This window comes from Lysinibacillus parviboronicapiens (assembly GCF_003049575.1).
Taxonomy (GTDB): Bacteria; Bacillota; Bacilli; order Bacillales_A; family Planococcaceae; genus Lysinibacillus; species Lysinibacillus parviboronicapiens.
In genome coordinates this window covers 89,088-103,120 of sequence record NZ_PYWI01000009.1, presented here as the reverse complement: position 1 = coordinate 103,120, position 14,033 = coordinate 89,088, and the positions used below count along the sequence as shown (strand labels likewise).

General features: G+C 37.6%; 16 protein-coding genes. 13 read left to right on the top strand and 3 right to left on the bottom strand.

Going from position 1 to position 14,033, the window contains the following annotated elements; all coding sequences use genetic code 11:
• Positions 1-57: 57 nt before the first annotated feature.
• Complete coding sequence (gltS, locus tag C9J35_RS10040; protein ID WP_054768399.1) at positions 58-1,242, bottom strand: sodium/glutamate symporter; 1,185 nt, start codon at positions 1,240-1,242, stop codon at positions 58-60.
• Entirely contained in the window at positions 1,242-2,204 is a 963-nt protein-coding gene (gene hutG, locus C9J35_RS10035; RefSeq protein WP_107924437.1) for a formimidoylglutamase, read from the bottom strand. Before hutG ends, gltS begins: the two co-directional genes overlap by 1 nt.
• A gap of 128 nt (positions 2,205-2,332) precedes the next feature.
• Here hutG and C9J35_RS10030 point away from each other — a divergent pair, with 128 nt between their 5' ends.
• The 9 genes from C9J35_RS10030 (at position 2,333) to C9J35_RS09990 (ending at position 10,578) form a co-directional block, all read left to right on the top strand.
• Positions 2,333-3,217 (top strand): LysR family transcriptional regulator, encoded by an 885-nt coding sequence (locus C9J35_RS10030; protein ID WP_107924395.1) that lies wholly within the window; start codon positions 2,333-2,335, stop codon positions 3,215-3,217.
• Positions 3,218-3,444: 227 nt separating this feature from the next.
• The gene (locus tag C9J35_RS10025) at positions 3,445-4,680 is read left to right on the top strand and encodes an acyl-CoA dehydrogenase family protein (RefSeq protein ID WP_107924394.1); all 1,236 of its coding nucleotides are present in this window, start codon (positions 3,445-3,447) and stop codon (positions 4,678-4,680) included.
• Entirely contained in the window at positions 4,677-5,453 is a 777-nt protein-coding gene (locus tag C9J35_RS10020; protein ID WP_107924393.1) for an SDR family oxidoreductase, read from the top strand. The genes C9J35_RS10025 and C9J35_RS10020 overlap by 4 nt, the downstream gene beginning before the upstream one ends.
• Before the next feature lie 12 nt (positions 5,454-5,465).
• The gene (locus C9J35_RS10015; RefSeq protein ID WP_107924392.1) at positions 5,466-6,512 is read left to right on the top strand and encodes a phosphotransferase family protein; all 1,047 of its coding nucleotides are present in this window, start codon (positions 5,466-5,468) and stop codon (positions 6,510-6,512) included.
• 431 nt (positions 6,513-6,943) lie between these two features.
• Positions 6,944-7,423 carry a DUF2975 domain-containing protein gene (locus C9J35_RS10010; protein WP_107924391.1) on the top strand — a complete coding sequence of 160 codons (480 nt, stop codon included), beginning with the start codon at positions 6,944-6,946 and terminating at the stop codon, positions 7,421-7,423.
• Positions 7,424-7,436: 13 nt separating this feature from the next.
• Positions 7,437-7,655: a helix-turn-helix domain-containing protein gene (locus tag C9J35_RS10005; protein ID WP_107924390.1), complete on the top strand. Its 219-nt coding sequence runs from the start codon at positions 7,437-7,439 to the stop codon at positions 7,653-7,655.
• A gap of 16 nt (positions 7,656-7,671) precedes the next feature.
• The gene (locus C9J35_RS10000; protein ID WP_107924436.1) at positions 7,672-7,887 is read left to right on the top strand and encodes a DUF3955 domain-containing protein; all 216 of its coding nucleotides are present in this window, start codon (positions 7,672-7,674) and stop codon (positions 7,885-7,887) included.
• Between the two features lie 664 nt (positions 7,888-8,551).
• Complete coding sequence (locus tag C9J35_RS09995; protein ID WP_107924389.1) at positions 8,552-9,121, top strand: helix-turn-helix domain-containing protein; 570 nt, start codon at positions 8,552-8,554, stop codon at positions 9,119-9,121.
• A 236-nt stretch (positions 9,122-9,357) separates the two neighbouring features.
• Positions 9,358-10,578: a CynX/NimT family MFS transporter gene (locus tag C9J35_RS09990; RefSeq protein ID WP_107924388.1), complete on the top strand. Its 1,221-nt coding sequence runs from the start codon at positions 9,358-9,360 to the stop codon at positions 10,576-10,578.
• Between the two features lie 405 nt (positions 10,579-10,983).
• On the opposite strand, the gene C9J35_RS09985 is transcribed toward C9J35_RS09990, so the two are convergent.
• Entirely contained in the window at positions 10,984-11,310 is a 327-nt protein-coding gene (locus C9J35_RS09985) for an antibiotic biosynthesis monooxygenase family protein (protein ID WP_107924387.1), read from the bottom strand.
• A 316-nt stretch (positions 11,311-11,626) separates the two neighbouring features.
• On the opposite strand from C9J35_RS09985, the gene C9J35_RS09980 reads away from it, so the two are divergent.
• Genes C9J35_RS09980 through C9J35_RS09965 form a run of 4 tightly spaced genes read left to right on the top strand, consistent with a single transcriptional unit; the run spans position 11,627 to position 13,801 of the window.
• The gene (locus C9J35_RS09980) at positions 11,627-11,848 is read left to right on the top strand and encodes a hypothetical protein (protein ID WP_054768401.1); all 222 of its coding nucleotides are present in this window, start codon (positions 11,627-11,629) and stop codon (positions 11,846-11,848) included.
• The gene (locus C9J35_RS09975) at positions 11,845-13,104 is read left to right on the top strand and encodes a Y-family DNA polymerase (RefSeq protein WP_054768402.1); all 1,260 of its coding nucleotides are present in this window, start codon (positions 11,845-11,847) and stop codon (positions 13,102-13,104) included. The genes C9J35_RS09980 and C9J35_RS09975 overlap by 4 nt, the downstream gene beginning before the upstream one ends.
• Positions 13,105-13,116: 12 nt before the next feature.
• Positions 13,117-13,458 (top strand): YolD-like family protein, encoded by a 342-nt coding sequence (locus C9J35_RS09970; RefSeq protein WP_054768403.1) that lies wholly within the window; start codon positions 13,117-13,119, stop codon positions 13,456-13,458.
• Positions 13,445-13,801, top strand: a complete 357-nt coding sequence (locus C9J35_RS09965; RefSeq protein ID WP_235616269.1) for a YhjD family protein — start codon at positions 13,445-13,447, stop codon at positions 13,799-13,801. Before C9J35_RS09970 ends, C9J35_RS09965 begins: the two co-directional genes overlap by 14 nt.
• Positions 13,802-14,033 lie beyond the last annotated feature (232 nt).

Here is a 14,033-nt window from a genome sequence, read left to right as displayed (position 1 = left end):
AATGAAACGTTAAAAAGCCGTGCAACTGTCTGAAAAGACGATTGCACGGCTTTGTTGTTATTTAAATAAATTGATAGTTGTAATAATAATGGGGATACCAAAGACATCGATTAAAAATGCTCCTACAATAGGTACCACGATAAAAGCTTTTTTCGAAGGTCCAAAACGTTGAACAACTGCGGACATATTGGCCATCGCATTCGGTGTTGCACCTAAGCCATGTCCGGCAAAACCTGCAACCATTACCGCAGCATCGTAATTCTTACCGAGTAATTTGAATAATACAAATGTACTAAATACCACGATAAATAGTACTTGTACAAAAACAATAACGAATAGTGGTAGTGCTAAATCTGCAATTTCCCAAAGTCTAATGCTCATTAACGCCATCGATAAGAAAATACCTAATGTTACGTCCCCGATTAAAGAAATGCTTTTCATATTAATAGCGTCAGGTTTTACTTTGTCCAATATATTACGGACGAATACCGCTACAAACATCGCACCTACATAGCCTGGTAGAACAAAGCCTGTAGCTTCTGAGAATAATGTACCCACATACGTACCCACAGCCATACAGAACGTAATTAATAATACCTGTGTAAAGAATGAATCAGATGTAATTTGTTCTTTCTTGTTTTCATATTCAACTTCCTCAGTTTCTTGCTCATCAGGTGTTAAATTATATTTACTCACTAAATATTTAACAATCGGTCCACCGATTAGGCCTCCAGCTACTAAACCACATGTTGCCGCTGCAGCGCCGATTGTCATAGCCGATGAAATACCTAAATCTTCTAATGTTTGTCCAAATGCTGCTGCTGCACCGTGTCCACCTTCCATTGAAACAGCTCCAGCCATCATACCGATTAACGGATGAATGCCCATTAGAGAAGCAAGTGATACACCAATAACATTTTGCATGAGTGCTAAAAAGCCACATGCCAACCAATAAATGACTAATAGTTTGCCGCCTAGTTTTACGAGCTTAAAGCTTGCCCCTAAACCAATTGTCGTGAAAAACGTAATCATAAATAGACTTTGTAGGGAAGTATCAAGCGAAATTTCTAAAACGCCAGTTGTCTTTAAAATTGTTGTTAAAGCGGCAAAAAGCAAGCCGCCAACAACTGGAGCTGGAATACAAAAACGCTTTAAAAAATTTATTTTATTGATGAGTAAACTACCAAAAGCCAATAGTGCTACTGCTAAAAATATTGTTGTTATTTGATTAAATTCGATCATTAACCATTCCCCCTAAGTAAGTTATTAAGTGCTTCATAGACAAAGTAGGCACCTAATTTGACTGTTCGTCCATTCTCATCAAGTAAAGGATTTACCTCACAAATATCAAAGGAATGTGTATTTGGATGCGAAGTTACTTGTTGAATTATTGTACGTACAAATGTTGGTTCGAGTCCAAATGGTGATGGGGCACTTACGCCTGGTGCAACTGCCGCGTTTAGTACATCCATACATAAAGTTAATAAAATGTAATCATGACCATCCATAAATTGTTGCAAGTCATTGATTAATTGAGGTTTATTGTCTACTGTTAGTTTTTCTTCTAACACATATTTCACGTTTAGCTCGTGAGCCTTGTCAAATAACTCCTTGGTGTTACCGTAACGTTGGATGCCTAGTACAAAATAATCTACGTTTGAATCCTGCTCTAAAATCTGGCGGAACATTGTGCCAGAGGATGGTTGTTCATCGTATGAACGTAAATCGAAATGTGCATCGATATTTATGATGCCGATTTTGGCATCACTTTGTAATGCAGCACGAACACCTAAATAATGTCCATATAGCGTTTCGTGACCACCGCCCAGTACGATACACTTCATTTTTTTCTTTCGTAATACTTCGACAATTTCGCCAAGTTCACGCTGTGCTTCTTCCAAAGCGTGATTGAGGCAGAGGATGTTTCCGACATCGGCAATTTGCAGTTCATCGTCAAAAGTCCAAGGTAAGCTTGCTAATGATTCACGAAGAGCTTTTGGCCCATTAGCGGCACCAACACGCCCTTGATTGCGACGCACACCCTCATCACATATAAAGCCTACAATCCCTGCTTGGGGACTATCTGAAGCGCTTACATCATTGATAGGAATTCGCTTTACTTTTTGATGTAAGCGGAAACTGCTCGTATTGGTTGTTGAGTCTATTCGGCCTTTCCATTGTTTTTGATCTGTCATCGTATACATAACTTTATCAACTCCATTTGCAATATTCATGTAGTGTAAATTCATTATATATTCACACAATTATATTTACTAATATATAATTGTTATTAATATATAGTTATTAACTATAAATGTAGAGGAGTGTTGTTATGGATTTGAAACAATTGCAATATTTTATAGCAGTAGTTGAACACATGAATTACTCAAAGGCGGCTGAAAAACTACATATATCTCAGCCCTCTCTAAGTAACGCTATAAAGAAATTAGAACAAGAAATTGGTTCGCAATTACTTGAAAGAAATACGAGAAATCTTCATTTAACAGAAGCGGGACAGCTTCTTTATGAGCGAGCAAAAATGATTTTGAAAAATATGGAAATATTAAAAATTGAAATGGATGAAGTGATTGTCCATGGCACTAGTGAAATAACTATTGGGGTAATGGAATCAATCAAACATTGGTTACCAAAAGTTATTACTGTCTATAAGGAGATATATCCGCAGATGAAGATTCATTTAGTGGATATCTTGGGCAGTAAACGGGTTAAAAAATCGCTTAGAAGTTATAAAACACATTTAATTATTACGAATCAGTTAATTGACGACGAGGAGTTCGAAGTAAGGTGCTTGTATGAGGAACGACTAGTCGCAGTTTTACCATTACATCATCCATTAGCCGCAAAAGATAAACTGACAATTGCTGATTTATGTAACGAGCCTTTTATTATAAGTACAGAAGGATTTCAAACGAGACAAGATATTTTGAAGACCTTTGAAAATGCAGGCAAAGACTTAAATATTCAATTTGAAATTGAACGTTTTGAAACGGCTGTGTCACTTGTTCGAGAAAGTTTAGGTATCACAATTCTACCTGAAAATTATTTACAAGGGCCTACTGCTAAAACTATTGTACAAAAAGAAATTGATTGCCCAACTTTCCGACGAAATGTTTACTTAGTGTATTTGAAAAATCGACATCTTCCTTTTGCGATAAGTCAATTAATTGATGATATCGATCATTTTTTCAATAAGTAAAAAATCGTTTACTGTTATTTCGAAAAAAATTTACTTTGCGCTTTGTAAATTGGCGACAAGTCTCTGCATGTGTTTACGCTAATTGGAGTAAGAATTTTCTCTTTAATTGGAATTTTGTGTAATAGATGATTGATTTACGAGAAATATAGCGGTAACATTTAAGGTAAGAATAAAAATGAATACTCATTCATTTTAAAATTCGATGTTCAATCAAAGGGGGCTTTCCTATGAATTTTTCTTATAGCGAAAAAGTGGTAGCACTACAAGAGAAGCTGACAAATTTTATGGAGCAGTATATTTATCCAAATGAATCGGTGTATGCTGCACAAGTGGAAGCAATGGACAATCGCTGGGGGGCAATTCCACCGATTATGGAGCAATTGAAGGCGAAGGCTAAGGAAGCGGGCTTATGGAATTTATTTTTGCCCGATAGCGAGTACGGTGCAGGTCTAAAAAATTTAGAATATGCACCACTGTGTGAAATTATGGGGCGTTCACTTCTCGCACCTGAAGTATTTAATTGCAATGCACCTGATACAGGGAATATGGAAGTGCTCGTTCGTTACGGTTCCGAACAACAGAAGAAGCAATGGCTAGAACCGTTACTTCGAGGGGATATTCGTTCCTGCTTTGCCATGACAGAGCCAGCAGTAGCGTCTAGTGATGCAACAAATATTGAGGCAAGTATCGAACGTGATGGCGATTATTATCTATTAAATGGTCATAAGTGGTGGACAACAGGAGCTGGGGATCCGCGTTGTAAAATCGCCATTTTTATGGGCAAACATAAAGATTCTACGAAGCCAATCCATGAGCAACAGTCGATGATTTTAGTGCCGATGGATACACCAGGCGTTCAAATTGAGCGTATGTTAACAGCTTTTGGTTACGACCATGCGCCAGAAGGCCATGGTGAAGTAACATTTACGAATGTTCGTGTACCAGTAGAAAATATATTATGGGGTGAGGGCAAGGGCTTTGCCATTGCGCAAGGTCGATTGGGACCAGGCCGTATTCACCATTGTATGCGTCTAATAGGAGCTGCTGAACGCGCTTTAGAAGAAATGTGTATACGTGTAAAGGAGCGAAAAGCTTTCCATCGACCACTGGCAGATCAAGGGGTCATGCGTGAACGTATTGCAGAATCACGCATTGATATTGAACAAGCAAGACTATTAACGCTAAAGGCTGCCTATATGATGGACACGGTTGGTAATAAAGAAGCAAAGGCAGAAATTGCTATGATTAAAGTAGTAGCGCCAAATATGGCTTTACGTGTGATTGACCGTGCAATTCAAGCATTTGGTGCTGCTGGAGTGGGTCCAGATACAACCCTTGCTGCACAATGGGCAAATTCCCGTACATTGCGCTTAGCAGATGGCCCGGATGAAGTCCATCGAAATACGATTGCAAAGCTTGAACTGAAAAAACATGCTAAAAAACAAGAGGAGCTGGTGAAATGAGCGTACTTGACTTATTTAGCTTAAAGGGTAAAACAGCTATTGTGACAGGTGGCGGACGTGGACTTGGGGCACAAATTGCCCAAGGTTTTGCAGAGGCAGGAGCTAATGTCGTGCTGTGCTCTCGTAAGGTTGAGGCATGTCAAGAAGTAGCAATAACACTAGCTGCATTAGGCGTACAAACATTAGCCCTTGCATGTGATGTAACTAAACCAGAAGATATTGAGCATGTAGTGACAAAAACAAAAGAAACGTTCGGTAGTATTGATATTTTGGTAAATAACAGTGGTGCATCTTGGGGCACAACTGCTGTAGACATGCCATATGAAGCTTGGCAAAAGGTATTCGACGTCAACGTCAATGGTACGTTTTTAATGAGCCAAGCAGTTGGTAGAGTAATGCTTGAACAGCGATTTGGAAAGATTATAAACATCGCCTCAATTGCAGGGCTTGGCGGTACACTACCTGATTTCATGGATACAATTGGCTATAACGCCAGTAAAGGGGCAGTTATCACCTTAACGAAAGATTTAGCAGTGAAATGGGGACCTTACGGTGTAAATGTTAATGCCATTGCACCTGGATTTTTCCCAACGAAAATGTCGAGTATTTTAATTGAGCGTGGACAAGATTATTTAATGGGAGTCACACCGTTAAAACGCTTAGGTTCGGAAAATGATTTAAAAGGGGTTGCGCTTTTTTTAGCAGCGGCAGCTTCAGATTATGTCACAGGGGATGTTATTGTCGTGGACGGTGGCATGAGTGCAATCATTTAAAGGGGGGCTATTATGGATACGATGCAAGTAAGGGCAAGTGAACGCATTGATGCACAAAGACTTCATGCATTTTTAAAGACACAGTTTCCAGACTTACCAGAGGGCAAGCTTGAAATTACGCAATTTAGTGCAGGTCATTCAAATTTAACCTATTGTCTGAAAGTCGGGGATTTTGAAGCTGTTCTACGTCGGCCGCCTCTTGGTGTTGTTGCGAAAAAGGCACATGATATGAAGCGTGAATTTACCATTCTATCGGCACTGCACCCGTTTTTAGCCACGGTGCCAACACCTTATGTCTATGTCAATGATGAAGCTATAATCGGTAGTGATTTCTTCTTAATGGAACGCAAGAAGGGCATCGTCCTTGACACCCATTTTCCTGAAGGAACCGAAAATAAAGAAAAATTAGCACGCCAATTGTCTGAAAAGATGGTCGACTCGCTTGTTACACTGCATGCAATACCTTATGAGAAAACGGCAATGAAGGACATGGTGAAGCCACAAGGATTTATGGAAAGACAGGTGCACGGTTGGATAGAGCGCTATGATAAGGCTAAAACGTCACAGTTTGCAGAAGTAGAAGCGCTAACGACTTGGCTAAAAGAAAATGTTCCGACGAATGCTGAAGCGACAATTATTCACTATGACTATAAGTTGAATAATGCGATGTTTTCTGAGGACTATAGTGAAATGATTGGGCTTTTTGATTGGGAAATGACCACTGTAGGGGACCCATTAGCAGATCTTGGTGTGGCAATGAGCTACTGGGTGCACGCAGATGATCCGAAGATGTTGTTGTATGCACTGGGAGAGCCTCCAATTACAGTTTTACCTGGATTCTATTCACGAGAAGAATTCATTGCTCGTTATGGCCAGAAGAGTGGGCGGGATGTCTCATCAATTAATTATTATATTACTTTTGCCTACTTCAAATTAGCAGTGATTTGCCAACAAATTTATTATCGATATGTGAAAGGGCAGACGCAGGATGATCGTTTTGCACAAATGGACAAAATGGTCGCTGCACTTATTACACAAGCATCGAAAGCTATTAATTAAAGACGATTGAATAACGATTCTCATAAAATAGCCATAAAAAAGTACGGTTGCTCGTTACGGAGCAGCCGTTTTTCTATACAGTAAATACAGATTATCCGACATTAAGTTTATTAGTAATCATTAATTATTCGCACCAAATTCCTTCTTATAAACAAATCCTATCACGAAAAAGTACTAAGAGAGCACGAATGCATGTTCTTATTTTATCATGAGTTCGCCATTTTACAAGCATTTTTGGGTAAATGACCTAAGTTTGAAAGAGGGGACTTTGAAAACGCCATAACAGGCTTCTTCTTACAAGTTCGTGAAAGAAATAAGACGTTAGATAAAGTAAGATACAACAATTATTTATCGTAAAACAATAAATAATTGTTGACTTAAGATTTATTCTTGTTTATTATGACAATAGTAAGGGAAGAAGGAGGTGCTTCATGAAACAGAGAGAATTATCAAGGTGGTTAAAATTGATAATTGTGTTTTGCGGATTTTTCGGTTTACTGTTCTGTATCTATGTTGGTCCAGAAACGGGGAGAGAATTATTACTCGATGCTGAAAATTTGAAGGGAATGTACAAACCTTTTACTATTTTCATCTGGGTAACAGGTATTCCATTTTTTATAGCATTAGTTTTTGGATGGAAAATTTGTTCGGATGTAGGTTGGAATCGAGATTTTACGATTATAAATGCTGATAGGTTAAAAATAATAAGCGTTTTAGCCATGCTTGAAGGTGTTTTATATGTAGTTGCTTTACTCTTCCTCTTTGTAAGTGGCAGCTTTCACACGAATGTCTTAGCTATTTTGCTACTCATTTTATTTTTCGCAGTCGTTATTGCTGTTTTTACTTCCTTGCTTTCCTACTTAGTGAGAAAAGCTAGTGACATCAAGCAGGATAATGACCTAACGATTTGAGGTGTAGTAAACTATGGTGATTATTGTTAATCTCGATGTCATGCTGGCTAAAAGAAAAATGAGTGTGACAGAATTATCGGAAAAACTAGGCATTACAATGGCTAACGTTTCTATTTTAAAAAATGGCAAAGCAAAAGCCGTCAAATTCTCAACTTTAGAAAAAATATGCGAAGTTTTAGACTGTCAACCAGGTGACATTTTGGCATATCAAAAAAATGAAATCAATGATTAATGGAGGAAAAAATGGTATGAAAAAATATGTAATTGCTGCTACACCAATTTTTCTAGGGGTTATCTGTTTTATTTTGAGAGGGATGATTGGGGATAGTTTAGCACCAGACGGCACGTTGATTGAACCGTTCTTCTTAATTCCAGTGGGCTATCTATTTTTCTTTACCGGAATTATTTCAATATTATTTGTTGCCATCTTTTCAACGATTAAAAAAATAAACGTTGCTAAATAGCAAAACAAAAAATCAGGTTCTCGTTGGTGAGCCTGATTTTTTGATGATGAAAAGCTTATGGCCATTATGACAACCAAGTTTGATCTAGCTTATCACTATAAAATTTTATAGCTTTGCTGTATCTTTGTATGCCCTCATCCTTGGTTGTGACTATCAAACTGCTTAACAATATTTCCATCGCCTTGGAAAATTCGCCTAGATTATAAAGTGTCATGGCATGGAAGACCTTCATGTGTTCAGCTTGCGGAAATTCTTTCATTGCGTGTTTAAAAATTGTCGGGGTGGTTTTGCAATTTTAAATTGTAGCTATTTCTCCGCCATTCGACAACACAGTACCTTTTTAAAGGTATCACTCCGACAAGCTATTTTATATTTTCCATAAAGGCATCATCTGATTATGTAAGTTACAGTACAGTAAGAGATTTTTCATGGCAGGTGAAGGCATGGCAAAATAGGGCAAGCGACACCAATAGAGCAGGTTCATGCAAATACTTGATATGGGCTGTTTGGTTAGTTTGATTTAAAATATATTATAATAAGCTTTTTTTGTTTTATCTATCATCATGTATAATAAGGTTTATTAGGGATTATTTTGCCAGTGTTCGTCGATCAAATTATACTTTTATTTTTCGCCATATATTCCAAAAAGGAGGATGAAAAGAGCATGGGAACTGATGATCACAAACAAGTTGTTTTACAAGTCGGGGCAGTACTAAAAAAGCTTCGTAAAGAACAGCAATGGAGTCTTGAAGATTTATCAAAAATTTCTGGTGTGAGCAAACTCACACTTGGAAATATTGAACGTGGAGAAACGAATCCAACATTAGGCATGCTGTGGAAAATTTCGAAGAGCTTATCCGTTCCCCTTATGGAATTATTCGCTACTGAAAACCGTGTGAGTTTATCTAGAGCTGGACAAGGATTAAGTATTGCTGAAGATGGGGATAATTGGGTAATTGAGCCGATATTTCAAAATGTAAGCAATGAAAATGAGATGTTTAGAGCCTATTTACAGCCGAATAGCTCCTACTATCCTGAAAAACATCATCCTAATACAACTGAACTTGCTACAGTCATGTCAGGAAAAGTTCAAATTAATGTTAATAATGAGTCCTACATCCTGAATCAATATGATTCTATTAGTTTTCGCGCAGATGGCACGCATTCATATATAAATGATTCTAATGATGTTGTTGTCCTCCATATCCTTTTGAAATATCCGCCCAACAATTAAATTATTCATCAGCTATGCTGTGACCAGTATAATCTCTATTCAATAAAGAATAGAGATTATTTTTTGATTTCTATATAAAGGATGAATACAAAAGACAAGTTGGATTAATAAATATATTTTATTATACTTTATTTATTTTTATATATAGTTTAGTATACTTAATGTGAGTTCGAAGTATTCGCTCTAGCAATATCGACAACTCAAGATGTAAAAATAGTAGGAGGAACATCAGTCAAATGAGTGAAAATCAAGCAACAAAATCAACTATAAATATTCATAAATCATCAGTCTGGGTGATTGTTGTAGGTATTATATTTATTGCAACCAATTTACGGGCTCCCTTAACCTCAGTAGGGCCTTTAGTGGGTGTGATTAGAGACAATCTACATATTTCAAATACACTTGCAGGCATGATTACTACGTTACCTTTACTGGCTTTTGCACTTTTTTCACCTTTCGTACCTAGATTAGGACGAAGATATGGAATGGAACTACTTATTCTCATTTCAGCCATCTTTCTTACGATTGGTATTATTTTACGTTCCCTATCAGGGGTGGCTACTTTATATGTCGGCACTGCTATTCTTGGACTAGCTATTGCCATCTGTAACGTTTTATTGCCTAGTCTTATTAAACGAGAATTTCCGACACAATTGGGCTTAATGACAGGTGTATATTCCATTGCTATGAATTTATTTGGAGCAATGGCTTCTGGGATTAGTATTCCTATTGCAATTCGCTTAGGCTTTGGCTGGCAAGGTGCACTGGGAATTTGGGGCATTCTAAGCTTTATAGCAATTTTATTGTGGTTACCTCAAATGAAACATAGGAAGGGACGTACAACAGCTGAATCAGCCCAAAAGGCTGGCAGTGGTGTAAATTTATGGCGTTCATCTTTAGCATGGCAAGTGACTTTGTTTATGGGGTTACAATCCATGGTGTTTTATGTACTGATTGCATGGTTACCAGAGATTTTAAAACAACAGGGAATAAGTGCAGATCAATCTGGCTGGTTGCTTTCTATTATGCAGTTATCTTTGCTGCCATTTACATTTATAGTGCCCATCATCGCAGGACGTATGTCCAGTCAACGCTCATTAGTGACCATTGCTTCAACGCTATTGTTAAGTGGCACGCTAGGATTACTTTATGGAAGCTTGAATTTTATTGTGTTGTGGATTGTGTTATTAGGCATTGGAGGAGGTTTTGCGTTTGGATTAGCCATGATGTTTTTTGGCTTACGTACAAAAAATGCACATCAAGCGGCAGAATTATCAGGGATGGCTCAATCATTCGGCTACCTGCTTGCTGCTACGGGCCCAACACTCTTCGGGTACCTGCATGATGTAACTACTAGCTGGACTTTTCCACTGTTACTATTGGTTTGTGCGTCAGTTTTGCTCTTTATAGTTGGTCTAGGCGCAGCTAAAGACCGTCATATTGATTCTATAAAATAGTCAATTTGAGTTGGAGCATAAAATCCTTGTCACAATTGATGAATCTGAACTAAACAGTGCTTTAAATAAAAACGCTCATGTCACCTTGATGAATGTTAGTAAACAAATTTAACGGGTAGATTAACTTAATAAATATTGATGGAATCATTCGTATTACACATACTATTTATTGCACCAACAAGTTAATGAGGACCAAAAAAGACTAAGAGGCTTTGGCTTCTTAGTCTTTTAAAATAATCAAACGAAAGATCGCATCGTTTTTAGGAACCCAAACGGCATGTTTTTTACCTATTGATCGTTATGCCATTCAAGCGTTGAAATAGGTAATTTTCAACAGAATCAAGATAAGGATTGTAGTGGACTCAATCCTTAGTAGTTACATAACTAGCTTATATTTGTTGATACCTACATTTCAAATAGATAATCACGTTCTACTTTACAAACACGTAATGCAAATCGACTATACCACTCTTTTTTGCCACGTTCTTGAGCAACTTGATGTGCGGCATGCTCTTTCCATGCAGCAATATCTTCAAGTGTTTCCCAATAAGAAACGGTGATACCTAAATTTGTATCTCTTGCACTTTCCACACCTAGAAATCCTTTTTGTTTACTTGCTAATTCATCCATTTTGGTTGCCATTACTCCATAACCATTGTCGCCTACTGTTCGCTCTGAAGCAAAGACAACTGCATAATAGGGTAGTTTATATGTATGTGCTAAGTTACTCAATTCAACCAGCTCCTTACTATCCGATAATCGGGTCAATCTAATATTTATTATAATATTTTAATCAAAAAAAGCCATTATTGCTTTTGAAACCGAACCAAGCATTTCTTTTGATTGGGTACATAGAAAACGCTAGTGAAAGATAATTCAGATACGGTCTAGCAATTTGCACTTATACAAAAGCCCGCAATCTGTATTGTTTTCTGTAGATGAATGCATAACAGCTATTTAGTAAAAATTACCGCTTCTAAAAACGAACGTACGTGCGTATAATACAAGAACAAAGGTTCTTATTTTATGTAGAGAAGGAGAAGCTAGCATGAAACAGCAACTGGTAAAAGCAATGCAACGGGGACAGTTAATGAACATGATGTATGTATCTAAGTCGGGTGAAATTACAAAAAGGCGAGTGAAAATCATTAAAGTGGTTGGTGATTCTTTTACAGCATTTTGTTTTACAAGGCAGGCAAAGCGTACTTTTATTATAAATAATGTTCTCGCTATTGTTCCAGTAGTACGTAAAGAGCGTGGTGTAGTATGAATTACGAAAACATGCCAAACAAAAGTATTATGTGTATCGACATGAAGTGCTTTTACGCTAGCTGTATTGCAATGCTAGAGGGTCTAGATGTTTTGCAAGAACCTATTGCAGTTATCGGCAACTTTCATCAACCTGGCAGTATTGTTCTTGCTGCCTCATCCATGATGAAAGAAAAATTTAAAATAAAAACGGGAAATCGGCGCTATGAAATACCTAAACACCCAGACATCAAGTTGTTTGAGCCTAAAATGAGCTTCTTTTTAGAGATGTCTATGGCTATTACGCGCCTTATTGCAAGATATGTACCTGCTAAGGCAATACATGTATACAGCGTGGATGAAAGCTTTGTGGATTTGACTGGCACAGAAAAACTTTGGGGTTCACCAGAACAGGCAGCAAAGGAAATTCAAAATGCCATCTATACTCAATTTCGAATCCCCTCTGCGATTGGCATGGGACCAAATATGTTAATGGCTAAACTGGCATTAGATCTCGATGCTAAAAAATCTGGTTTTGCTAAATGGTCTTATGAGGATATTCCTCAAAAACTCTGGTCTGTTCGACCATTGTCTGAAATGTGGGGGATTGGTAAACAAATGGAGGCAAATTTAAATGCGATGGGTATTTTAACAGTGGGTGGCTTAGCGCAAGCCAATTTAAAAGAGTTAGAAAAACGTTTTGGTATTATGGGAAATCAATTATATCACCATGCATGGGGGATAGACCTGTCTACATTTGGAGAGCCTTTAGTGACAAATTCAGCTTTAAGCTTTGGCAAAGGGCAGATGTTGATGAAGGATTATCACACCCGAAAGGATATAGCCGTAGTGCTACTTGAAATGTGTGAAGATATTATGAAACGAACGCGTGAAGCTGGTTATGTTGGCCGCACGATCACTTTAGGGCTATCCTACAGTCGTAATGCGATGACGAAAGGTTTTCACCGTTCAAAAACCATTCATGTACCGACTGGTGAGACACTTGTCATGTATAACGTGTGTTTGGATTTATTAGATCAGTACTTTGCTGGTGAGCCAGCCCGTCAATTATCAGTTCGCCTAACCAATCTAGAACCAGAAAAGAGCATTCAATTGGATTTATTTGATGAACGAAAAGCGCAACGACAAGTAATAGGGCACACAATGGATGCTATACGCAATAAGTTTGGTGCTAATGCCTTATTACGTGCTGTATCTTACACAAATGTAGGTACAGCTATTAAAAGAAATCGTTTAGTAGGTGGCCATTTGGCATAGGGGAGTGTTTGAATGATACGTGATAGAGGTACGATGAAATGGACAGCAATGATGTTACCTGAGCATGTGCAGCTCATTAGAGAATGGAAACAAGAGGATTTTGCTGAGGCATCGCGTGAACTTACAGAATGGGAACTAGAAGAATTACAACAAACAATAGATTGTGCTGTATGTCAACATAAGATCATTACTTTAACGGTGTGGGAAGGCTCTAGGTATTTGCAGTGGACTGGAACAATTGCATCTTTAAACCAGGATGCTCAAGAGCTAATACTCGAAACAATCACAAAAATGAAACATATCCCCTTAGCATATATCCACGCTGCACGTTTAGAGGATGATGGTTGTGATTAACAGTGAACAAAGACAATTACTGCATCAGTTTCTGCTACTGGATTTAGCTGTAAGATCACTTCAACAAGATTATAAAACTATAGAGCACTTAAAAATGAAAACCGTCTATTTACCTTTACTGGATTCCTTACTAAAGGATTTACGGAAAGACTCATTTAGCCTGAAACGACAGCTTGCAAGTCAACAAATACGTGTAGTCGGTTGGCATCGAATAAATGAATATTTTAGCGATATTCAAGTTGCCACGGCAGGTAATGATGAATGGTTACGCTATGCCAACCAAGCTTTAAAAACAGAAGTGGAACAACTACTTTTTAGTCATATAAAAAAGCCACTCACATGAGTGGTCTTCCGCTACGAAAATAGTAGTAATATGACGCAAAAGAATAAACAATAAAAGACATATAGTATTGCATTGTATGTGAACATGAGCAACAATAGAAGTAAGGCGGGTAGTATAGATAAAATGCCTGAAAGTTAATTCATTTTTATGAACTCACTTCTAATTTGTATATAACAAAATGTTAGTTTTTTTATTTTAAATCTACTTTACAGACAAATGACTAGTCAAAAAT

Bases quoted from the DNA above. Each gene is read 5' to 3' on its own strand.
- C9J35_RS10030 (WP_107924395.1), top strand. From the start codon at position 2,333: ATGGATTTGAAACAATTGCAATATTTTATAGCAGTAGTTGAACACATG.
- hutG (WP_107924437.1), bottom strand. From the start codon at position 2,204: ATGTATACGATGACAGATCAAAAACAATGGAAAGGCCGAATAGACTCA.
- C9J35_RS10005 (WP_107924390.1), top strand. From the start codon at position 7,437: ATGGTGATTATTGTTAATCTCGATGTCATGCTGGCTAAAAGAAAAATG.
- gltS (WP_054768399.1), bottom strand. From the start codon at position 1,242: ATGATCGAATTTAATCAAATAACAACAATATTTTTAGCAGTAGCACTA.
- C9J35_RS09970 (WP_054768403.1), top strand. From the start codon at position 13,117: ATGATACGTGATAGAGGTACGATGAAATGGACAGCAATGATGTTACCT.
- C9J35_RS09995 (WP_107924389.1), top strand. From the start codon at position 8,552: ATGGGAACTGATGATCACAAACAAGTTGTTTTACAAGTCGGGGCAGTA.
- C9J35_RS10000 (WP_107924436.1), top strand. From the start codon at position 7,672: ATGAAAAAATATGTAATTGCTGCTACACCAATTTTTCTAGGGGTTATC.
- C9J35_RS10025 (WP_107924394.1), top strand. From the start codon at position 3,445: ATGAATTTTTCTTATAGCGAAAAAGTGGTAGCACTACAAGAGAAGCTG.
- C9J35_RS10020 (WP_107924393.1), top strand. From the start codon at position 4,677: ATGAGCGTACTTGACTTATTTAGCTTAAAGGGTAAAACAGCTATTGTG.
- C9J35_RS10010 (WP_107924391.1), top strand. From the start codon at position 6,944: ATGAAACAGAGAGAATTATCAAGGTGGTTAAAATTGATAATTGTGTTT.
- C9J35_RS09990 (WP_107924388.1), top strand. From the start codon at position 9,358: ATGAGTGAAAATCAAGCAACAAAATCAACTATAAATATTCATAAATCA.
- C9J35_RS09975 (WP_054768402.1), top strand. From the start codon at position 11,845: ATGAATTACGAAAACATGCCAAACAAAAGTATTATGTGTATCGACATG.
- C9J35_RS10015 (WP_107924392.1), top strand. From the start codon at position 5,466: ATGGATACGATGCAAGTAAGGGCAAGTGAACGCATTGATGCACAAAGA.
- C9J35_RS09965 (WP_235616269.1), top strand. From the start codon at position 13,445: ATGGTTGTGATTAACAGTGAACAAAGACAATTACTGCATCAGTTTCTG.
- C9J35_RS09980 (WP_054768401.1), top strand. From the start codon at position 11,627: ATGAAACAGCAACTGGTAAAAGCAATGCAACGGGGACAGTTAATGAAC.